The sequence below is a fragment of the Erythrobacter aureus genome (genome assembly GCF_003355455.1).
GTDB lineage: Bacteria > Pseudomonadota > Alphaproteobacteria > Sphingomonadales > Sphingomonadaceae > Qipengyuania > Qipengyuania aurea.
In genome coordinates this window covers 1,705,897-1,728,650 of record NZ_CP031357.1, presented here as the reverse complement: position 1 = coordinate 1,728,650, position 22,754 = coordinate 1,705,897, and the positions used below count along the sequence as shown (strand labels likewise).

18 protein-coding genes are annotated in these 22,754 nt (G+C 57.2%); all 18 read right to left on the bottom strand.

Annotated elements, in window-relative coordinates:
• Positions 1-33 precede the first annotated feature (33 nt).
• The 18 genes from DVR09_RS08465 to DVR09_RS08390 all read right to left on the bottom strand — a co-directional run bounded on the left by DVR09_RS08465 (position 34) and on the right by DVR09_RS08390 (position 22,340).
• Entirely contained in the window at positions 34-360 is a 327-nt protein-coding gene (locus DVR09_RS08465) for a hypothetical protein (RefSeq protein WP_162814914.1), read from the bottom strand.
• Positions 361-1,059 carry an RHS repeat-associated core domain-containing protein gene (locus tag DVR09_RS17900; RefSeq protein ID WP_435867791.1) on the bottom strand — a complete coding sequence of 233 codons (699 nt, stop codon included), beginning with the start codon at positions 1,057-1,059 and terminating at the stop codon, positions 361-363.
• Between the two features lie 292 nt (positions 1,060-1,351).
• Positions 1,352-2,674, bottom strand: coding sequence for an RHS repeat protein (locus DVR09_RS08455; RefSeq protein WP_162814913.1), 1,323 nt, complete (start codon positions 2,672-2,674; stop codon positions 1,352-1,354).
• Between the two features lie 50 nt (positions 2,675-2,724).
• Positions 2,725-3,117, bottom strand: coding sequence for a hypothetical protein (locus tag DVR09_RS17165; RefSeq protein ID WP_162814912.1), 393 nt, complete (start codon positions 3,115-3,117; stop codon positions 2,725-2,727).
• 11 nt (positions 3,118-3,128) lie between these two features.
• Positions 3,129-5,096 carry a hypothetical protein gene (locus DVR09_RS08450; RefSeq protein ID WP_115416544.1) on the bottom strand — a complete coding sequence of 656 codons (1,968 nt, stop codon included), beginning with the start codon at positions 5,094-5,096 and terminating at the stop codon, positions 3,129-3,131.
• A gap of 183 nt (positions 5,097-5,279) precedes the next feature.
• Positions 5,280-5,663, bottom strand: coding sequence for an RHS repeat-associated core domain-containing protein (locus DVR09_RS17580; protein WP_234041373.1), 384 nt, complete (start codon positions 5,661-5,663; stop codon positions 5,280-5,282).
• Between the two features lie 26 nt (positions 5,664-5,689).
• Positions 5,690-6,064, bottom strand: coding sequence for a hypothetical protein (locus tag DVR09_RS17575; protein ID WP_234041372.1), 375 nt, complete (start codon positions 6,062-6,064; stop codon positions 5,690-5,692).
• Between the two features lie 676 nt (positions 6,065-6,740).
• Positions 6,741-7,067, bottom strand: coding sequence for a hypothetical protein (locus DVR09_RS17160; RefSeq protein WP_162814911.1), 327 nt, complete (start codon positions 7,065-7,067; stop codon positions 6,741-6,743).
• A 289-nt stretch (positions 7,068-7,356) separates the two neighbouring features.
• Positions 7,357-8,181 carry an RHS repeat-associated core domain-containing protein gene (locus tag DVR09_RS08435; RefSeq protein ID WP_199798564.1) on the bottom strand — a complete coding sequence of 275 codons (825 nt, stop codon included), beginning with the start codon at positions 8,179-8,181 and terminating at the stop codon, positions 7,357-7,359.
• A 97-nt stretch (positions 8,182-8,278) separates the two neighbouring features.
• The gene (locus DVR09_RS08425; protein WP_199798563.1) at positions 8,279-11,317 is read right to left on the bottom strand and encodes an RHS repeat domain-containing protein; all 3,039 of its coding nucleotides are present in this window, start codon (positions 11,315-11,317) and stop codon (positions 8,279-8,281) included.
• 521 nt (positions 11,318-11,838) lie between these two features.
• Complete coding sequence (locus tag DVR09_RS17155; RefSeq protein ID WP_162814910.1) at positions 11,839-12,138, bottom strand: Calx-beta domain-containing protein; 300 nt, start codon at positions 12,136-12,138, stop codon at positions 11,839-11,841.
• Between the two features lie 653 nt (positions 12,139-12,791).
• Positions 12,792-13,115, bottom strand: a complete 324-nt coding sequence (locus tag DVR09_RS17150) for a hypothetical protein (RefSeq protein ID WP_162814909.1) — start codon at positions 13,113-13,115, stop codon at positions 12,792-12,794.
• 41 nt (positions 13,116-13,156) lie between these two features.
• Positions 13,157-13,747: a hypothetical protein gene (locus DVR09_RS17145; protein WP_162814908.1), complete on the bottom strand. Its 591-nt coding sequence runs from the start codon at positions 13,745-13,747 to the stop codon at positions 13,157-13,159.
• A complete protein-coding gene (locus DVR09_RS08415; protein ID WP_115416540.1) occupies positions 13,729-14,685 on the bottom strand; it encodes an RHS repeat-associated core domain-containing protein in 957 nt (318 codons plus the stop codon). Before DVR09_RS08415 ends, DVR09_RS17145 begins: the two co-directional genes overlap by 19 nt.
• Positions 14,686-15,492: 807 nt before the next feature.
• Positions 15,493-16,986 (bottom strand): RHS repeat-associated core domain-containing protein, encoded by a 1,494-nt coding sequence (locus DVR09_RS08410; protein ID WP_115416539.1) that lies wholly within the window; start codon positions 16,984-16,986, stop codon positions 15,493-15,495.
• Positions 16,987-17,702: 716 nt separating this feature from the next.
• Positions 17,703-18,092, bottom strand: coding sequence for a hypothetical protein (locus tag DVR09_RS08400; RefSeq protein WP_162814907.1), 390 nt, complete (start codon positions 18,090-18,092; stop codon positions 17,703-17,705).
• A gap of 46 nt (positions 18,093-18,138) precedes the next feature.
• Positions 18,139-21,639: an RHS repeat-associated core domain-containing protein gene (locus DVR09_RS08395; RefSeq protein WP_162814906.1), complete on the bottom strand. Its 3,501-nt coding sequence runs from the start codon at positions 21,637-21,639 to the stop codon at positions 18,139-18,141.
• 83 nt (positions 21,640-21,722) lie between these two features.
• Positions 21,723-22,340, bottom strand: coding sequence for a hypothetical protein (locus DVR09_RS08390; RefSeq protein ID WP_162814905.1), 618 nt, complete (start codon positions 22,338-22,340; stop codon positions 21,723-21,725).
• Between the last annotated feature and the right edge of the window lie 414 nt (positions 22,341-22,754).

Sequence of the window (22,754 nt, the reverse complement as noted above, 5' to 3'; positions counted from 1 at the left end):
CGCAACGATAATTGGCGGTATAAATCGGCAAGGTTATACCATCAGCACCTTATGCCGAAGCTCACGGCCATCTTCTGCATCTCGATACCAGAACGCCCCGAAAACTGTTTCCACGTTGAGAAATTCGGTAAGATCGAAAAATCCTCGCGCCCGTTCAGAGACTAAAAATGTCTTCTCGCCTGAAAATTCGATCCCTATCTCGTCGAAAAGAGATGGTATTCTCTTAATTCGGAATTCTTTGATATCGCCCTTCCGAATATAGAACTTCCGAAATCGACTACTTAGGCGAATCTCTTCTCCATCTATTTCTACTTTTTTAGCAGTTATCACGCCCATCGGTCTACCAATCCAGCAATTCATCTACTGCGGCTTCACCGGCAAATCCACCAGCGATGCCCCTACAACTCCGACGACAGCGGCTCCCCACGGCCCAGCGACCGCGCCACCAACAAGAGCCCCTGCTTCCGCTCCCGCCAATGCACCAGCAACGCCACCCCCAACTCTGGCAGCTTCTTGTCCGGGCGTATCAGAATTTGCGATACGCACAGCCCCGACGGCAACTCCCGCAACCCCGGCAACACGCCCAGCTGTGCCTAATTGGCCAGCTAGTCTGTCAGCTCCGGCGTTGGTTCGATTTGCTGTTCCTCCAGAACCTGGTTGCGCGCCTGTTCCGGGTCGTGCCCCTTCAACAACACCTCTCGTAATTGGCGGAGTGGCCGCCCTCGCATTCGCCTTTGCTGCCGATCTTCCTTGGCTGTCGTTCGGCGCGAGTCGAGACACTTGCTGGCGATACTGACCGCGCGCACGTTCTGACCCCATTCCCTCCCGAGCCGCTACAGCAGTAGCGGCTGTAGCGGTGGTCGCCGCAGGGCTAGAAGTTTCAGAACACTTTGTCCCGCCACGAGGACTGTTGCACTCCAACCCCGTCGGATCCACCCCATTCACCGGATCGTTCCCGACATAGGCATAAAGGTTGAACTGGTCCTCATAGCCGATCGGATCGGTCTGCAGGAACCGGCCGAGCGTGGGGGAGTAGATGCGGGCTTTGTAGTAATACATGCCCAGCTCGGGGATCCAGGCCTGACCGGTATAGCGGAACCGGCCCTTGGTGGCGATGTCGTCGCCCGAGGCGGTGTCGGGATGCCGTACTCGTCATAGCTGTTGGTATGGAGCGGGGCGCCCTGATAGTTCGTCACCATCACGATCGAACCGCGCGGATCGGCGTGGAGATAGCGCCGCGAGGCATCGCTCACCCCCGCGCCTTCGTAAACAATCAGCGGATCGTCGGCCTCCGCATTCGAGCCATGGACGTATCGCCGCAGCAAGGTGCCGGGATAGCTGTATTCGCCGATCAGCGCATTGCCGTCATAGACGAAGCGCTGCGTGCCCAGGCTGCCCCGCTGACCTGATGGAGCCGCCCGAGCGGATCGTAATGCAGCCGAACCTCGAGCGCGCCGGTATAGGATAGCGCGGCACAGTTGCTGTTGGCGCTGCCCTGCGCGCGCCGCTCGACCAAGCGGTTCTCGACATCGTAGAGATAGACGCTCGTCCCGTCGGCGGTGAGATTGCCATTGGCATCGTAGCAGAACCGCGCCGATCCCGCCGCGCTATACTGGTTGAGCCCGTTGGTGGTGTAGGCACGGACCGTATCGACATGGCCGTTCCAGCTATAGGCATCGTTCGACTGTGTCTCGGATGCGATCTGGGAAGCGGGATTGCGCGTGTAGCTCCAACTGACATCGCGCGTGGAGCCGTGCAGGTCGAGCGCGATCGAGCCGAGCCGACCGGCACTGTCATAGCCATAGGTCGATTTGTTGCTGGAGGCAGTCGACCAGGTCCAAGCAAACTGCAGCGGCAAGCCTCGATTGTTGTAGCTTGCTATACCGAGCGTGGTCGTCGCCTGCTTGACGTTGGTGACACGGTCGAGACCGTCATAGTCGAACGTCCAATATTGCCCGTCGGGGTGCGTCACGCGCGTGCGGTTGCCGTTCGCATCATATCGCGAGGATACCGTACGGCTGATCCCATCGGTGGTCTGCGTCTCGGCAGTCAGCCGCCCGAAGCCGTCATAGGTGTAGGTGATGCCCGCACCCGTTAGGCTATCGAATCGCGCCTTGGTCTGGAGCCCACGCAGATCGTATTCGTAGAACACATCGCGCCTGTGGGTGGATGGAATCGCCGAACAACTTGCGGTCCCGCTTGAGCACAGGTCTTTCTTGGTCACACGGTTCAGCGCGTCATAAGTGTAAGCGATCTTCTTCCCATCGCGCTTGCGCAGCGAAGTGCGATTACCATTGGCGTCGTAGCCATATTGCTCGTGATCGGCGGGATTGATCGGTCCGGCTGTCGCCAAGGCGGTCGCGGGGGTCGAGGGATTGAAAGCGGAAGGGCGGGCCTTGGACGGGAAGATCCACTTGGTCTGACGGTCGTGCCCGTCATATTCCAGCTTGGCCCGGTTGCCATTGGCATCGATGACATATTCGATCTTGCCATTGCGCGTGTAGCTATAGGTTACATCGGCAATCTCGATCGAAGTGCCGACCGCCTTGCGGACCTGTAGAACCTGGCCGGCGGCGTCGTAGATGGTCTTGGTGATGCGATCGGGGCCTTGCGAGCCCGCAACACCAGGAGTGCAAGCGCTGGCAGGAAGAGAATTGAACCTGGCAGGATTCATCCGCACCGCCGTGCATTCGAGCCGACCGACACTGTCATAGCTGTATTGCGTCAGGCCAACCGGGGCGACCGTGCCGCCGCTCTTGCCGCTAACCTTCTCGGTGAGCTTCGACCCAGCGCATCGTAGGTGGTGTCGGTGATGGTCTGGACGGTGAATGCACTGCCCCAGGAAGCAGGCGCAATCGCCTCGCTCCTCCAGCTCGAAAGCTCGCCCGTCTCGACCTTGATCGGCCTTCCCGCCTGATCGTAAGTCGTGCGGGTGGCAAGATATCCGAGAGCCCCCGAACCATCGGGATCGGGCGCGATTGTGCCCGTCACCCGGCCCATCGCATCGTAACGCGTTGCAGATGTGTAATCGGACGGCGCGGCCTGGGCATTCGCCAGCTGCGGCAAACAAACAGCAACTAGAACACCAAGCGTCAGTGCGGAGCAACGCTTCATCATCCGGGCCCTCCTCACTGACAGCTCGCCAGACCAGCCCTCGGCCCAGTCTCACTGATCTTGCGGCCCATCGCGTCGTATCCGTAGCACGTGCGCAGTGACTGCCCATCGGCAGTCACTGCCTTGCCGACAAGAAGGACATTGCTCCCACGTGACGCACTGCCCTCCTGATACTCGTATGTCGTTATGACTTCATCGGCAGGGCCTGCAGCGCAATCGGCGGACGCGCTGTTGGCACTAACATTTAAATTCGCAGATGCGCTTGTCTGGCAATACTCTTCCTTAATAGGCACCCATTTACCGTCTGTATTGGAAACAAACCCGGTTCCGCTTTTGATCCATGCATACTTTTTGGCGAAGGTATAGCGCCGCTGGGGGCGAACTCCTCCAGCGTCGGCCGACTGAGTCTCTACGATCACTGAACCGTGGTTCGTGCTGTAGACGTAATCGGTCGTACTACCGTTGGGGTCCTGCCTCTTAGTAGGCTTTTGCTCGCAGACGGGCACCGTGCACGCAAACTCTTGGACAAGCGAACGCGTCGGGAGCTGGCCCGTGGAGTCGATCTGACGATATTCTCCAACCTTCCCGGGACCGACGTAGTAGAGCTCTGTCTTGTGTCCGGAGGGTAGGGTAAAATCCTGCAGATAGCCCACTTGGCAGTCGCTGACTCCATCGCCATTAACATCATATTGCGCTGCCAAGCGGTCGCAGTAGTTGTAATGGGTCGTCCTACCTAGTTCGTCGACGATCCTGGAAGGGCCGCCCTCAACCTGGCGATAGTTATTGAAATCGAAATCCGGCGGAATCCCCGGCGTTGGCGAGCCGCTGAGCTTCTCCGCCAACGCGTTGACTGGGAAATCGTAGAGATACTGGGTCTCGCCGCCCAGCGAATCCGTTATCACCAGATTGCCGCGAGGTAGAGGCTGACCGGGTACGAAAACAGGGGCGGGCGTGGAGGTATACAAGAGGCTTTCACCGGTTGAGAATGTCTGGGAGGTGACCACACGCTCGTTTATCAACTCGACATTTTGCCTGAGGGCGAACTGAATGGTTTGCCAAGGAGTAGCTTCGCCCGTGCGTTTGTATGTCTGGGTGAGTCCGTTGCTACTGTATGTATAGACTTCCTCTTCATTGCCGGGACGCGTCGCCGAGGTCATGTGAGGCGTCCCGCCAATGGCGGAATAGGTATAGACAGCAACGTTCACCGTTTCCTGCCGACAATTGGCCGGAAGAGGATCTACGGCGAGGTTGACCGCGCACGCTTTGGCAATCACATTTTTGCCGCCAACATTGCCGTAGTCAAAAACGAAGGCATTGCCGATGCTGGAGACTACACTTTTCAATACCGTCGGATTGTAACTCCCGCCGACGTTTACATAGCTGAATTTCAAGACGGTACCGTCAGGGTATTTCACGTGATCAACATAGGCACATCGATATTCGGTCGAACAGTCTCCCAGCCCGATGGAGCGAAATGTTGCCACGGTTCCGTTGCGCGAAGTGTAGGTGTATTTGGCGGTCGAACTTGCTCGATTTCCAGAGACTACCAACTTCCCTTCACGGCCCTGGCCAGTCGGCGTAAACCCACTTTCGTACGACAGGGAGTCGAAGCTCGCTGACAGCGGGCCAAATCGCACCCCCATTCGATAATCATCCCCAGAAACATTGGGGTTCGCCTTGGTATGGTCGAACTTTCGCTCCGTGATCATGATGTCGAAATTATGCCCGAAAACGCCCATGGAATTGAAGTGACCGGGAATTCCAGGCGGCGCCTGTCGCGAGAAGCCAAAGTCAGAACCAAACGCTAGATCCGGACCCGAAGGCTGATATTTGCCGGACAACACGTCCACCCCACCGGCGGACATCATCATGTCTTCATTGGGAATGAACTCTTTATTCAACTCTTCGCCAGCCGTTGTTTGACCTACGGCGGCTGTCGCGATGCAGCCAATTCCCAAAGCAAAACCCCAAAAAATTCTCATGCAATCCCCTCGGCGAATTCACTACACCTTGATCTATCCGGCACGCATCTACTATATATAATCAAATAGAATTCATAGATAGATTCCCCAAAAAATTGCCCTATTCATTCTAAGAATGGTCCACGACCGGCAGTTGGAACGGTTTCGATTTCAGAGCAGGCCGCAGTCTCACCCAAACAGTCTTCAGCTATATATTGAATGCCGCAGGTACAGGTTGAACTGGTCCTCGTATCCGATCGGATCGGTCTGGAGGAACCGCCCCAGCGTGGGGGAGTAGATGCGGGCTTTGTAGTAATACATGCCCAGCTCGGGGATCCAGGCCTGGCCGGTATAGCGGAACCGGCCCTTGGTGGCGATGTCGTCGCCCGAGGCGGTGTCGGGGATGTCGTATTCGTCATAGCTGTTGGTATGAAGCGGGGCGCCCTGGTAGTTCGTCACCATCACGATCGAGCCGCGCGGATCGGCGTGGAGATAGCGCCGCGAGGCAGCGCTCACCCCCGCGCCCTCGTAGACGATCAGCGGATCGTCGGCCTCCGCATTCGAGCCATGGACGTATCGCCGCAGCAAAGCGCCGGCAGCATTATATTCGCCGATCAGCGCATTGCCGTCATAGGCGAAGCGCTGCGTGCCCAGGCTGCCCCGCTGACCTGATAGAGCCGACCGGTCGGATCGTAGCGCAACTCGGCCTTGAGCGCGCCGGTATAGGATAGCGCGGCGCAATTGGTGTTGGCGCTGCCCCGCACGCGCCGCTCGACCAGGCGGTTCTCGACATCGTAGAGATAGACGCTCGTCCCGTCGGCGGTGAGATTGCCATTGGCATCGTAGCAGAACCGGGCCGATCCCGCCGCGCTATACTGGTTGAGCCCGTTGGTGGTGTAGGCGCGGACCGCATCGACATGGCCATCCCAGCTATAGGCATCGTTCGACTGCGTCTCGGACGCGATCTGGGAAGCGGGATTGCTCGACAACCTCGCCGCACAGCACAGACAGGAAAGCGCCAACGTCGCCCAATCCCCTCTCAGCCGCTTCTCAGCGGCGCTACAGCATCAGGATAGGTCAGGAGGCCGGGGCAAAACCCGCGACCCCTCGGTAGAGCCCTTGGGCTGCTCTATCGGAAGGTGAAGCGAACGGCATTTCCCAGTTGCAACACGCCCCGTCTAGCACCGCCTATTGCAGCCGACTACAGTACCAAGTCGCTAATGTAGAACCAGAACCTCCCATTCACGCAAAAGATGCAGCAGGCTGCAACCGGCCCACCTCTCACCTAATCATCTATAATCACACGCATAATACGCTGACTCTACCCACTACTCTGCCGTGTTCGGTGTACTCCTGAGAGGGGCTGGCTCGTTCTCCTCGATCCCCGACCGGTCGGGCTCCTGAGAAGTGGACTGGGTTTCCGCTTGGAAGGGGCCGCTGAAGAGCGGAACCTAACTCCGCGACACCGCCTCGATCGCCATGACACCGCTACAACACCAGCAACATCAACTCTCTACGCATAGCGACGGCACCATGCCTTTGGCGATAGTGCCGCGCCTGTTGCCTTGCACTCCGCACACCGCCTCATCCCGGCGAACAACCGCGCGTTACCGTCGGGCCAATTGCTGCCCAGGGCGGAAAATGCAGAAATAAATAACGAAATAACTATATGGGCGACCTACTTTTAGTGAACCCTCCCCTTAAAAGTCGAGCAAGAGCATCAAAATTCAGAGCGTCACCCAAATCTTCCCGAGTTGGACTTTCACAAATATCAATAGCATAAATTTTTTCATTCAAAAGACGCTCCCCAAGCTCACATTCCAGAGCAAAATCCAAAGCTTTTAAATGCTCTTCTTTTTGATACCCACCTTCAAATACTTTTCCCAAAAGGATTATTTCAAAAAGTCCGTCCGGATATTGTAAAACGCGGAAAAGCCAACGCCTCGCATCAATTTCAATTCCTGCCCCCCCCAACGAAAAATTCGCTTCCAATCTTTAGGGGGCTTCTCTTCAAAGTATTGCCAGCGGTCGAGTGTTGGCGCTCGGTCCAAAACCCTTCGGCATGCCATATAATTTCTCATCTTGGGTGATGAGATGATAAACTCAGAAATTTCATCACCGCCACTCCTAATTTCCCAGTTCGCTATACCTAGTGCTGCTAATCGATCATCGAGTTCGCGCCACTGAGCTTGATCGGAAAGCGGCTGAGAAAACGTATTCTCGTGCTCGGTGAACCAACGCCAAAAATCGTCAATTATTTCATCGCTTTTCATACGTTCTGTTACGATCTGTCTGGTGGCGAAATTCCACATTCTTCCCAACGACAGGGAGCAATTTCATTCCGCTTGTTGTCCAAATTTTCGACCCCTCCAGCCTCATTCATTGCTTCTTGCTCCGCCTGGCGGGCTTCTTCCGATGGTACATTCCTGATTACTCGAGCTCGGCTTCGGTCACGTCCATCTCGACTGTCCCTAAACCGCCTTTGACGGTCCGAAGTTCGGCCACGATAACCTAGCCCGCTTTCCGTATGCTCGCCGTCTACTTCATAAATATCTTCCGTCCCTTCAGGGGTATTCCGCGCTTCGCTTGTTGGTTCTGTCCCGTTCTCGTTGCGCGGGGTCGACCTTTCCCTTCCACGGTCACGCCCTCTTACTCTGTCAATACCGCGCTTGATAGTCCGACCGGCTTTCACAGCAGCGCCTCGACATGCTGCATTCCCCGCACACTTCTGCGCGGCCCACTGAGCACCGCGAACGATGAGCCAGCCCCATTTTCCCGTCGGATCGACCCCATTCACCGGATCGTTCCCGACATAGGCGTAGAGGTTGAACTGGTCCTCGTATCCGATGGGATCGGTCTGCAGGAACCGTCCCAGCGTGGGGGAGTAGATGCGGGCTTTGTAGTAATACATGCCCAGCTCGGGGATCCAGGCCTGGCCGGTGTAGCGGAACCGGCCCTTGGTGGCGATGTCGTCGCCCGAGGCGGTGTCGGGGATGCCGTATTCATCGTAGCTGTTGGTATGAAGCGGGGCGCCCTGATAGTTCGTCACCATCACGATCGAGCCGCGCGGATCGGCGTGGAGATAGCGCCGCGAGGCATCGCTCACCCCGCGCCTTCGTAAACAATCAGCGGATCGTCGGCCTCCGCATTCGAGCCATGGACGTATCGCCGCAGCAAGGTGCCGGGATAGCTGTATTCGCCGATCAGCGCATTGCCATCGTAAAGGAACCTTTGCGTGCCCAGGCTGCCCCGCTGACCTGATGGAGCCGCCCGAGCGGATCGTAATGCAGCCGAACCTCGAGCGCGCCGGTATAGGATAGCGCGGCGCAATTGGTGTTGGTGCTGCCCTGCACGCGCCGCTCGACCAGGCGGTTCTCGACATCGTAGAGATAGACGCTCGTCCCGTCGGCGGTGAGATTGCCATTGGCATCGTAGCAGAACTGCGCCGATCCCGCTGCGCTATACTGGTTGAGCCCGTTGGTGGTGTAGGCGCGGACCGCATCGACATGGCCATCCCAGCTATAAGCATCGTTCGACTGCGTCTCGGACGCGATCTGGCCCGCCGGATTGCGCGTGTAGCTCCAGCTGACATCGCGCGTGGAGCCGTGCAGGTCGAGCGCGATCGAGCCGAGCCGACCGGCACTGTCATAGGCCAGCGTCTTCGCATGGCTGCTGGCCTTCTGATAGGTCCAGGCCATTTGCGACGGAAGGCCCCGTGCATTGTAGCTCGCCACGCCCAGCACGGTTCCCTGCTGGCGCACCCTGATGACACGGTCGAGGCCGTCATAGTCGAACGTCCAATATTGCCCGTCCGGATGCGTCACGCGCGTGCGGTTGCCGTTCGCATCATATTGCGAGGATACCGTACGGCTGATCCCATCGGTGTTCTGCGTCTCGGCAGTCAGCCGCCCGAACCCGTCATAGCTATAGCCGATGCCGAGACCGCTTGTGCTGTTGAACCGGGCACTGGTCTGCAGCCCGCGCAGATCGTAGGTGTAATACACATTGCGCGTGTTCGCCGGTGCAAGGCGCGCACGCGAGGGCACGACCTTGAGCGTCATCCGGCCCAGCGCATCGTACTGATAGGTCAGCGTCGCCCCGTCACGCTTCCTCAGCGAGGTGCGATTGCCGTTGGCATCGTAGCCATATTGCTCGTAATCGGCGGGATTGATCGGTCCGGCTGTCGCCAAGGCGGTCGCGGGGGTCGAGGGATTGAAAGCGGAAGGGCGGGCCTTGGACGGGAAGAACCACTTGGTCTGTTGCTCGAAGCCATCGTATTCGAGCCTGGCGCGGTTGCCATTGGCATCGACCACATACTCGATCTTGCCATTGGCTCCATAGCTGTAGGTAACATCGGCGATCTCGATCGGTGTGCCCACGGCCTTGCGAATTTGCAGCAGATCGCCGGCCTTGTTGTATATGTTCTTGGTAATCCGATCCGGCCCGGCATTCCCCGGCAGACCCAAGGTGCAAGCGCTTGAAGGTAGCGAGCCGTATTTAGCCGCATTCATGCGGACTGCCGTACACTCCAGCCGCCCGAAGGCATCGTAGCTATATTGCGTGAGCCCAACGATCACGCCATCCGATCCACGCACGCGCTCGACCGTCTTGCGGTCCATGATGTCGTAATCCGTTTCGACGGTGGTAAGTATGGCGAAGCCGGACCAACTGGCAGGTGCCACCGTGGACGCCGGGACCGAAGTCATTGTTCCGCTTTCCACACGGATCAGGCGTCCGCCGATGTCATAGGTGTTGCGCGTCGCGGGCCGTGGCAATGCACCGGACGCATCGGGATCGGGGAGGATTTCTCCGACGACCCGGCGACCGATGTCATAGCGCCAGTGACGCGTATCCGCGGTGCCTGCGGCAGGGCCGTCTTCGCTCAGCTTGTTGCCGGCCCCATCGTAGGTCCAGCTCGTCGTGCGGCTCTGGCTGCCATCGCCGCTGGCCACCGTAACGGAAAGGGGGAGAAGGTTTCGAGACGTGTCGTAGGTATAGGTCGTCTTGATCTCGTCCGCTGTCCCGGCGCAGCTCGCCTGAGAGATACAGGACGAGGTCGACGACGGCAGCCAGATCGTTCCGGATCCCCCGCTAAAGAATGCGGTATATTGCCGCCAGGTTGTGCGGGTTTGGGGCCGCGCAGCCCCTGGCGTGGGGGCCGGCGCGGTTGAGGTCAGAATGCCCCCGTGGACCGGGCTGTAGCTGTAGTTCGAGACATTGCCACTGGGATCGGTGTGCGTTATGGGCTTGTCGCAGTTGATTGCAACACTGCAATCATAGGTCCAGCTCACGCCGCGCGACTGCCCACCGCCCGATGCGATTTCCGTGCGCGACGTCAGCGAATCGCCCGAATAGCCCAGCTGGAGCTTCACCCCCCCTGGCTTGGTGGTCGATGTTACCCGGCGATGATCCCCGCTGTATGTGGTCCCCGAAACACGCCCGAGGGGATCGCTGACCGTAACCGGAGTGGGCGTCACAGCAGGTGTGTTCCGGCTGCTGAGTTGCACGACTCCCCAACCCAAACTGGTCGAAGCCGCCATCGAGGTGCCGGGATTGTCGGTCCAGCCATGCACGAGCGGTACTACGCCGCCCAAGCACTCGCCGGAGCCGGTCATGTCCCAGATATAATCTATGACGTGGCCATCGGCATAGGTCTGGCGAGAAGGGCCGGTTGCCATGCTGCAAAATGTTTCGACGGCATATTCGTTCACGAGATAGGGCTGCGATTGACCCGGGCGGGTATAGCTTTCGGTGTAAGGCGCGCTCCGGCTTGTGAAATTGCTCGAAACCGTCGTTGTGCCTCCGATCGAATGCTGTACCGAAGTAAACTTCATCCCGTAGGACGTTGGCGAGAACGTATAGGTGACGGTGGGCACGCCGGCCGGACACGTGAAACCGGATGGAGCGGCAGTTATCGCCAGATTGAGAACGCAGGCCTTCTGCACCGTGCTGGACGCGCGGTCGAAAATCAGCATGTAGCCCGTGTTGCTCTGAATGCGGATTCCGGAAGCGCTGTTCGTGAAACTATACTTTATGCCGTTGGGGTGGAGGATTTCGGACACCGGCGCCATGCCCGTCGGAGACGGGTCGAAGGTGTATTTCACACCATCGGCGCTGGTGTAGACGAAGTAGTAGTTCGATCCACTTGGGTAGCGTTGAAGAGTTCCGCTTTTGGACTGTTCGATTGATGACGGTAGGAAATAGGAATGGTCGGAGGTATAAAAACTCTTGCCGATCGCCATGTTCTCGACCGTGTAATCGTATCCAGCAAAGGCGCTGCACGAGACACCTCCGGTGCATTGGCCGTAATCGGTTCTCGTCCGCCGCGTTATCTTGTAGTCCCAACTCGTCGTGATCGTTCTGCTATTTCCAGGAAATCCGCCCGGAGAGGAGTCCCCCACATACGGTGTGCGCACGAGTTCGAAGCCCCCATTTTCAGGTGTACCGATCGACAAGTCGGTTGTCCGGTAGGAATAGGCTCCGCTTCGAAGGTTAATGCCTCCTGGGCTTTCGACGGCTACATCTGGCGGAAGATTAGCTGGAGCCTGCGCATTCGCAATTGTCGCGCTAAGTAATCCGAGCAAGAGGAATATGAGGTGCGAAAAATGCTTAGAAATATTCTGTATTGAAGCTGCTCCGGTTCGCAATTTCCCACTTGGCGCATGTCCGGTTCCAAACGCGACCAAGACTATCCTTTCCGAACGGAGGCCAATACCCCACGAGCCCTTCTGCGACAGCGTCTGCAGGCGTTCAGTAAAAGAACTCATTGGCAAGCCATCCCGCAATTTCCGTCATCGTCATTGATAGTGCCGAGGCCCGAACCATCGGATATCGTTGCACCTCCGGTCGGATTTGTGAGGTTTAGGTAGAAGGTCTCGCTGCCCTCCATCCACATATCCTGCTTGGTCGTCACGACGACCGATTTACCGGTCTGCCCTGGCGAGAATGTGAGCGTGCCCGAGACCGCGTAATAGTCGGCAGAGCCCGCTGAATTGTCGGCGGTGGCGTAATTGACGCTGACGCTCGACGTGTGGGCGGCGCTCAGGTTCACGAAGAAGGTCATACTTCCGCCTTCCGTGGTCGAAGCGTTCGAAACGCTCAGCGACGGAGCAGACGGCGGCGGAGGCGGCGGTGGTGGAGGCGGAGGAGGAGGAGGTGGCGGAGGTGGCGGAGGAGATGAGCCCTCTGCGCAGGCCGGAATCGCCCGGTTACTCCGCGCGTCGTAACTCGTTCTGTTCCCCGCAGCATCATAGCAGATTGCATGCGCATCGCCATCATTCGCGCCACCAGTGGTTACAACCGAAATCAGTCGACCTAGTGCGTCGTAGTCGTAAACCTCGGTGCTCGATTGCGCTGAGGCAACATCTGCGCAGGCGATGGCAGCCAGAGACACACTCAAAAATAGTTGCTTCACGATGCCACGCCCCTGTTCGATACTTCTAAACAGGGAGTATTTCATCACCTATAGGGTGTGTCCAGTCACTTATAACAATATTGCGGTTGATATTTTGAATGAGATAGGCAGCCTATGCACTTGGAGGTTTCGGTTCACTTCCCGCCTTTACGTGAGGATCCGAGCCAATAAGCACTGCTTTGGAGAAATTAACTGGACTCCACGCTGCGTACGGCGTGCTCGACAAATTCCACCATTGCGCGCGGGTGATCCGGTAACTCAACGGGGCCGTTCAATGAAGGTATGAGTAGCGAGAGCAGCTATCATTGACCGCCAGGTGATTGAGGTTTCCACCAGCTATAAGCAAGGGTGGCCACCCCTAACAGGACGCTGACGATGCCAATCCACCCCCAAACGAACGGAAGTTCTGGAGCACAATAGTCGAAACAAGCCTGATTTGGTCCGTAGAGAAGCGGTGCGGAGAAAGTTTTTGAGAAATAATCCCAGTTCCCAGTCACTGCTCCATCGATATATAATTTTATTATCAGAGCTTGATAAGAAAATGATGCCACTGAAATAATGAGAAAGGCGATTGATATTAAAAGCCTCCTGTCACGCTTTGCAAAATTTTGCGCCTGTCCGATCATCGCATTACCTGCTTAACAACATAGTTTGATCCGAATAGCATTTAAAAACAGCTATCTTTACATTCACCAGCTACCTGTTCGTGCAAAACAAACTTCGTCGAGGGAGGGTAGTACGATTTGCTTCTAATATCTCCGCCAGATGCTCCTCTATGCGCCCAGCCAAACAAGCCTGTTGGCCCCACCGGCACATCATGGATATGTCCAATTAGTACCGGGGTAAGACCTGGTCGATTGATGGTCGGCGCTACTCGGCCGCTCTCACCAATTTCGAAATAGGACTCTAGATTGCCATATCTGTTGTTCCGGTAAATCGTGTAGGCGACCTCCTTATCCGAGCCAATGGATCGAAAAAGGTCCAGCGCTGTCTCCCGATTGTTGCGGTAGGTCTGAGCCACATCAGCTGGGAGAGGACACGGCCCATCACTTTGCGGCCTGCCTGCTGTTACAAAGATGAAGTTCTCTGGAGTGGACCGTCCCACGCGGAGTCCGAGAAAGTTGTTGAGGTTTATTCCTCCCGGTGTCGCGAACCGTCGCCCGGTGACCACGATCTTATTTCCGCTCACCTTGCCACCGCCGCCACCGCCACCGCCGCCGCCTCCGCCGGTCTTGCCAGTTAATTGGGTTGAGACCATGAGGCTTCCCCGCCGCCGCAGATACGGCTCCCCGTGTTCTGTTCGCACAATCCCAGCGGATCGACCATGTTCACCGGATCGCCGCCGACATAGGCGTACATGTTCATCCCGTCGGCATAGCCGATCGGATCGGTCTGCATGAACCGGCCGAGCGTGGGCGAATACATACGGGCCTTGTAATAGTAGAGGCCCAGTTCCGGCAACCATGTCTGCCCGGTATAGCGGAACCGCCCCAGCCCGCCCGTGCCCGGAATGCCGTGTTCATCGTAGCTGTTGATCGCCAGCATCGCGCCAGAGGCATTGCTCACCGCAATCACGCTGCCCCGTTCGTCCTTGTGCAGATAGCGCCGACCGGCCGTCCCCGCGCCTTCGTACCAGACCAGCGGATTGTCGATCCCGGGGCCATGCACGTAACGCCGCAGCAGCGTGCCCGAGGCATTGTATTCCCCGATCATATCGATACCGTCATAGGCGAAGCGCGTATCGACCTGCGGCGCGGTATAGCGATAGAGCCGACCCAGCGGATCGTAGGACAGCGTGCCCGACCCTTGCGCATGGCTGTAGCCGGTGAGGAAGTTCTCGCTCGAATAACCGAACGTATCGCCGCCCGAACCGGTCAGATTACCGCGCGCATCGTAGCCAAGGGCGGTCGATCCGACCTGCGTATACTGATTGCGTCCATTCACCGTATAGGGCCGGTCGGCATTGGCGAGCGCGTTGAACACGTAACTGTCGTTCGACTGCGTCGTCTGCGCGATCTGTCCGGCGGGATTGTAGGCAAAGCCGCGTGTGTTGTCCGCTGAGCTACCCACGAGATTGGTCACCAGCGAACTCAAGCGCCCGAGCGGATCAAGCGCGACCGATTGCGAAGTCCCGTTGGCATAGGTCAGACCGGTCGGTTCACCGGCGCTGTCGGTGTGCGCCCTAAGGCTTTCCATACTGCGAGGGCCGATCCGGTTACTGAGCCGGATCGTTCGGTGAGAACTTCACCGCTTTTAGCTATCGGCGATTCAAGAAGTACCTTTATCGACCTTCTGACGAACCGGCATTTGCGAAAGTGGCACTAGGGCAACAGCCAATAAGGTGAGGGAGACCCAAGAAACCGCAGACACAGCCTCCCCTATCGAAATCAGGCGATATAACTGTAGGGCGGAAAAAGATATGGGTACAAAAATAATAAAGAATGTTGTCCACTTGAGAGTTTTCGTGGTCCATACTATCAGAAGAACCGAAAACCCTAAAATCACTACGGTAGATAAAAGCCTATCAGGCTCTAGACCGTAATATCCAGTATGAACAAGCGCTCTTGATGCGACCACAAGAGTGATGAAGTTCACTTTCGAGAACTGCGATAAATTTTCAAATATCACGCGCATTCCTCTAGTATTTTAATCATACGACTGTCTCTGTTCGTCATGCGGGCAGATATGAAAGCCACATCGCTTTGATTAATATTTATAATTATAGTTCTATCCTTAGATATCAATACGATATCTTTGCTAGGTGGGCCTCCATAAATGGTCGATCGCCCTATATACTGGATCGGATTCCCAGAATCGCTTCCGCTTGATCGGACTACACAATCTGCAAAGTCATAATTTCTCTTTTCCGATTTCATTTTAAAGGTATAATCATGCCGAGAAAATGGGCTGCGTGAGTGTTCATTGTAAACATACACCGTAGCAATAAACGCCATCACAGCGAATATCACGATGGGAGGTCTTTTAAGACCACGCTTCGCCATCTCAATTCGACATGCAGTTCGCAAAATTACTTATCGTCGCTGCACTGGCTCCAAGAACACCAGCTCCTGCTGCTCCTGCCAAAACACCGTTGGCTCCCCCTATCCGCCCAAGTTCGGACCCAAGCCCTATGAGACCGACCACAGTATCGGCCTGTTCCTGTGACAGGCCACTCTCCGCTCGGCATCGATTTACCTTTTTTCGATATCTCTCCACCCGCGAAAAAATGTATCGTCCGAAATCTCCGAAGGGGTCCAATTCAATTTCATCTGTATAAGGATTACGACGAGGCGTAACGACGATGACGTTGTCATCAATTTGCGGCGGGGGCGGAGGCGGCGCTCCTCCGACACTTCCCTGTCCCGTGTCGATGACGCGTCCATTGCCGCCGAACCCAAGGGCAGCGGTGTTTCCACATACGCTACAGCTCGCTTGCCAGCGGCGGCCGGTGACGACAATAACATTTCCGCCACCACCACCACCACCACCACCACGGGTGCCAGTTACGACGATGACACTTCCGCCGCCGCCACCACTGCCGCCGTCGTCAGTCGCACATTCACCCTTTACCCCGTTTTCGGTGGATCCGGCACTTTCTTTGCCGCACAACCCCAGCGGATCGACCATGTTCACCGGATCGCCCCCGACATAGGCGTACATGTTCATCCCGTCGGCATAGCCGATCGGATCGGTCTGCATGAACCGGCCGAGCGTGGGCGAATACATACGGGCCTTGTAATAGTAGAGGCCCAGTTCCGGCAACCATGTCTGCCCGGTATAGCGGAACCGCCCCAGCCCGCCCGTGCCCGGAATGCCGTGTTCATCGTAGCTGTTGATCGCCAGCATCGCGCCAGAGGCATTGCTCACCGCAATCACGCTGCCCCGTTCGTCCTTGTGCAGATAGCGCCGACCGGCCGTCCCCGCGCCTTCGTACCAGACCAGCGGATTGTCGATCCCGGGGCCATGCACGTAACGCCGCAGCAGCGTGCCCGAGGCATTGTATTCCCCGATCATATCGATACCGTCATAGGCGAAGCGCGTATCGACCTGCGGCGCGGTATAGCGATAGAGCCGACCCAGCGGATCGTAGGACAGCGTGCCCGACCCTTGCGCATGGCTGTAGCCGGTGAGGAAGTTCTCGCTCGAATAACCGAACGTATCGCCGCCCGAACCGGTCAGATTACCGCGCGCATCGTAGCCAAGGGCGGTCGATCCGACCTGCGTATACTGATTGCGTCCATTCACCGTATAGGGCCGGTCGGCATTGGCGAGCGCGTTGAACACGTAACTGTCGTTCGACTGCGTCGTCTGCGCGATCTGTCCGGCGGGATTGTACGCAAAGCCGCGTGTGTTGTCCGCTGAGCTACCCACGAGATTGGTCACCAGCGAACTCAAGCGCCCGAGCGGATCAAGCGCGACCGATTGCGAAGTCCCGTTGGCATAGGTCAGACCGGTCGGTTCACCGGCGCTGTCGGTGTGCGCCCTAAGGCTTTCCATACTGCGAGGGCCGATCCGGTTACTGAGCCGGGATGGTCAATAAGAAGATTTGCGTAGCTAACTTTCGAAGGTCAAAACCAAGCCGACTAGGCCGCAAACCGCGAACAGGATGATCGGCAGTCTCATCTCGCGCATAAAAAAATCGTTTGTAAAGGCAAAGCCTTCCTCGGTGACATATCGAGAGAGCCAGATGCTATGGAACAGAATGAAATTCACGGCACATAAGGCATAGAAGACCGTAGCATCGAAAAACAGCGATGCTGGGATCAGCAAGATTGAGCAAACGCACGATAGAAAGCGTGGCAAACTCTCACCCATAATCAGATCCCACACCTACGCTTTGTCTCTGGCGTCATCGCGTCGACGATTCCCTCCGTGATACGGTTCTCAAGCTCGGTTCCTTTCAACCCTTTACCTAGAGCCTTGGCAGCCGCCGAATCTGGGATTAACTTAAGTCCAGACGCGCCAAGGCGACCTCTAATATCGTTACCTGCAGCTAGATCGAAGAGATAGGATAGACCATCGGTTCCTGCCGAGGTCAGATCAGCAGCCGCTCCCAAAACTGCCGATGGCGCAAGACCCGATAGCGCCGCGATATAGGCGAGATCGGATAAGCCATTCGTTACATCCGAACCAATTTCCAGCCCTTGAGCAATAGCTCCTGAGAGATTTTGGAAGATGTTGCAGTCAACTGGTTTGTCACTTTTCGGCAGGTCCTAGGGCAGACCTGTACTGATTTCCTCAAAGAAGGATTCGGCATCATTCGTCAGACGCGTGTTTATTTTATGCTTCTTGCCATCCTTATCGTAAATCTCGGTGTCGTTTGGCTTTACCACAATCCGATCAATCTCGGAGAGCAGAATGGTCTTAAACGGAAATAGGTAAACTCGCAGCTTTTGACCATCGCTCGATATGGCGGGCAAACCAAAGAGGGCACGAACTGCATATATCAAAGCTAATACCGTGATTGCGACCGAAGCCGCCAGCGCCGCCATCCCCAGAAGTGTTAGTCCATCCTCTGTCCTCAACACACCCCTCATTCTACCGGCGGAAAGCGGGGCGAGGTATAACCATACCGAGCAGGCGAAGAAGACGGCAGCCCACATCACGACAGGCAACTTCCGATATGTGGTCTCGCTCCTCATCATAGTTTTACCTGCAACCTCTCGGCCTAGGCGCATCGGCGGCATAGAGATCAGCAAGGTAGGAACCTAATTCAGCCCCACCGGCTCCCAGCGCGACGGCACCGGCAGCACCACCGAATGGCCCAGCCAGCGCTGTGCCGCCAACTGCTCCTATCGCGCCCCCTGCAATGCCTCCGATCGCAGGAAGAACTACGCGAGCGAAAGTGACATCCATTGTCTCCCCGCGTGCAGCACTGTCCACTGCGGTTGCTGTCGAACTAACGACGCTGCCAACAACGCCTGTTGGGCGGAGATACTTTCCCCCACCACCTACTTCAGCAAGCTCTTCGAAAGCACTGTGAGCTGTCTCTGCATGCCCAACAGCGGTTGCGAGATCGCCAGCAGAAGTGGTGGGGCAAGGCTCATCATTTTGCGGCTCTTCTTTTTTCGGCGGTGGAGCACCTCCACCTCCACCAGGACCAAATGGACCGGACGGGGGACCAGAAGGCCCGCGTGAACGTGGCGGGGGACCGCCGCCACCGCCACCGCCACCGCCGTCGTCACAATATGTTACAGCAGGCGAGATTTCCCCGGCACTATTTACCCCAGGTCCAATCGTCACACAACTAAGCCCCAGCGGATCGACCATGTTCACCGGATCGCCGCCGACATAGGCGTACATGTTCATCCCGTCGGCATAGCCGATCGGATCGGTCTGCATGAACCGGCCGAGCGTGGGCGAATACATACGGGCCTTGTAATAGTAGAGGCCCAGTTCCGGCAACCATGTCTGCCCGGTATAGCGGAACCGCCCCAGCCCGCCCGTGCCCGGAATGCCGTGTTCATCGTAGCTGTTGATCGCCAGCATCGCGCCAGAGGCATTGCTCACCGCAATCACGCTGCCCCGTTCGTCCTTGTGCAGATAGCGCCGACCGGCCGTCCCCGCGCCTTCGTACCAGACCAGCGGGTTGTCGATCCCGGGGCCGTGGACATAACGCCGCAGCAGCGTGCCCGAGGCATTGTATTCCCCGATCATATCGATACCGTCATAGGCGAAGCGCGTATCGACCTGCGGCGCGGTATAGCGATAGAGCCGACCCAGCGGATCGTAGGACAGCGTGCCCGACCCTTGCGCATGGCTGTAGCTGGTGAGGAAGTTCTCGCTCGAATAACCGAACGTATCGCCGCCCGAACCGGTCAGATTACCGCGCGCATCGTGGCCAAGGGCGGTCGATCCGACCTGCGTGTACTGATTGCGTCCATTCACCGTATAGGGCCGGTCGGCATTGGCGAGCGCGTTGAACGCGTAACTGTCGTTCGACTGCGTCGTCTGCGCGATCTGTCCGGCGGGATTGTAGGCAAAGCCGCGTGTGTTGTCCGCTGAGCTACCCACGAGATTGGTCACCAGCGAACTCAAGCGCCCGAGCGGATCAAGCGCAACCGATTGCGAAGTCCCGTTGGCATAGGTCAGACCGGTCGGTTCACCGGCGCTGTTATAACCCCAGTTCGCCAGAATGGTCGCGCCACCATTTTCGCGCATCCGCAGAATCGACCCATCCGTCAGATATTCATAAGTGACGAAAAACCCATCGGGATAGGTCATCCGCGTGCGTCTGCCCGCTGCATCGTATTGATAGCCCAGCGTGCCATGCGGGCCTGACTGACTCGTGTTTCTTCCCAACGCATCATGACCGAAAGTCAGGGTCTGGCCGTTCTGCACCGCTTGCGTCAGCCGCCCTAGCAAATCGTAGGCGTAGCTTGCATCCGGCTCTGAGCCGGGCAGGTTCTTCGAGACGAGCCGGTTCAGATTGTCATAGCCATAACCGATCGTCTGCCCGTCGCGCAGGCGCCGGCTTACGATATTGCTTGCTGCATCGTAGCCGAGCTGTTCGTAGTCCGCTCCGTTCGAGGTATTCTTCGCGGTCGGATGCGGGAAGAGTGTGCGCGACAGCCGGTCGAAGGCATCGTATGTGTAGGTCGTGCGGTTGCTTTCACCATCGGTCAGCGTCTGGGTCAGTCCGTTGAGGGTAAAGGTCGCCACGAAATCGTTCGATGCCGCTGCCGTCCCAACACCGCTTTCGACCCGCACAACGCGATCATCGCGATCATAGTGGTACCGTGTAATTCGATCCGGTCCGTGCGATCCCTGCGCCGCGAGCACACAGGCCGAAGACGGAAGCGTGGCATAGGTCGCCGGATTCATCCGGATCGCCTGGCACGACAGCCGGTTCTCGGCATCGTAGCTGTATTGCGTGAGGTTGTAGATCTGTTCGGCGGAAACGAGCCGCTGCTGCGTTCGGCGCCCCTTGCTGTCGTAAATGTTCTCGATCCGCTGGCGAACCGTCATGGTGTTCAAATGTGTTTCGCCCGTTCCGGTCGCCGTTCCGACATCGGCGAACAGGATGTTGCCGCCAGCATCGAATGTATACCGAATCGCTTGGCGCAACATCGCCCCGCCGCCGTCCGGATCAGGGCCGATGATGCCGCGACGCCGGTCGCGCGCGTCATAGAAATAATGCGTGGTATCGCCGCCGCCCGACAAAGGGCCGTCGACGCTGGTCACGTTGCCGCGAGCATCGTAGCCGAGCTGGCTGGTGGAACTGACCGCGCCGTTGCCGCTGGCGGTAGTGATCGTGACCGGATGTCGACCGTAGGTATCGTAGCCATAGGTTGCAACGCGCTCGTTCGCCGAACCCGCGCAGTTTGCAGCAGAGCTGCAGTCTCGCCTCTTGGTGAGCTTCCACTTGTTTGCGATCTGGCTGTATTCGAAATAGGTCGTCGGCCGTGTTTGCCCGCTGGCAGGCGCCGGACGCCGGATTTCAGTGACCATGCCGTGGGTAGGCCCATAAACATAGTCGGTTCGCTTGCCACGCTCATCGATGATATAGTTCGGCTTGTTGCATTTAAGCGTATTCGAACATGTGGTGTCGTAACCGGCGCTCGACGAAATCACGCTGCCGTCTTTGCCGACTCTCCGCGTCTGGGTCACGTTGCCGCGCGCATCGCGGACATACTGGATATAATTGCCTTCCGGATAGGTAGCGCGTGTCAACCGCCCGTTGGAATCGTAGCTGTTCACCGTCGACGCACCGCGAGAGTCCGTTACGGTGCCTGGGCGACCGATGCTCGGGTCGGTCACGACACGGCCATCAGCGCCGCTCGCATCGCTCCGATCGAGCACCGTATTCCCTCCGATGGAATTCCAACTGTAGGATGTCGTCGCGCCATCGTCGGTTACCGAAGTGACGCGATTGGCGGTATCGCGATTGACGAACAGAGTATCGGTACTGCGTCCCGGCTTTCTGATCGCCAGATTTCCGCCATTGGTGGTGATACGCCAGTCTCCGGACTGGCTGTTGGCGATTACCAGAACATTGCTCGACGGACGCTGATAGGTGACGATCTGGGAGCCGGCGCCGTTTGGTCCCTGCGAGGTTTGATAGAACTTGACCGACTTGCGATTCCAAAAGGTTGGTGGGGGGAAACCACCGTTGAAAGTCGCCTGATCTGACTCGAAGGCGAACTCCATGGAATAGTTGGAGTTGCTACTTACCGACTGTAGTCGGAATGGTGCGATACACGATTGGTTGCTTGGCTCTTCCCACCCGCCAATTATAACCGGTTGTCCCCCGACGTGCAATGCAATCGGACGTCCCATACCATCTCATAGACAACACCATTCGGTGCAGTCACTTCGACGGGCAGCCCGCACCTATTGCCGTCTTGAGAACATCCGGGACCGCCATAAGAAACCGGGATGGACCCACTGTCATAAGTCATTGTGGATGGCTTCTGATATTTGATCGCAATACCGTCCGACGACCGATACAGCCAACCACCCGGGATATCCGTCAAATTGCCGCCATTCGCCTTCGCCGAAATCCAAGTCGAACCGCTTTTGGTGAACTTCTCGGAAATCTTGCCAAGCGAAACGACGGCTGTCTGCCCGGTGCCCCACAGCTGCAGCGTGCCCGACCAATTGTCCTGCAATCCAGCCTGCCCGTAATATCTGACGAGCGAAAGCGCACCATCGCCCGAACCGATGCTACCCTCGACGATATCGAGATAATATCGGCCATTGGCCAGATCGACACCATTTTCGTCCGTTGCGACCCAATTCTCGGTAGGAGCCGCCGTCTGCTGTGCGAGCGATGGCGACGATAGACCTGCGCAAAGAATTGTCGATGCTAGAAGAATGTTTTTCAAGCAGCGAGACGAACCGTTTTTCACACGCAACCCCCATTTCTTTTTCAGATGCGCCCGACGGCGCCTTCCTCAATTCTTAGCTGCAATCCCCACAGCGTTTCCCATTTGGCTCTCCACCGGCATGAGCCCACATCATCATTGAGTCATTGATTCGAACCGGTCGTTTTCACTCGCTTTCGATTATCCGCCCTGTCATGTTCGTATTCAGTCTTCGCACTGTTATTGCTGCCTCCGGTACGCTCCACTTTCACCAGTCTTCCTTTTGCGTCGTACGTATAGGTTACAGTTTCCGATGCTACGGCCCCTGAAGATGGGAATCCCATAGTCAGGACTAGACAGCCCAATATATACTTCAACGGATTTGATTTCATCATCATAGCCCCCTGATTCGCGCAATCATGACGGAATTTTAAGGTTATGCAAGTCACAGCAATCGCA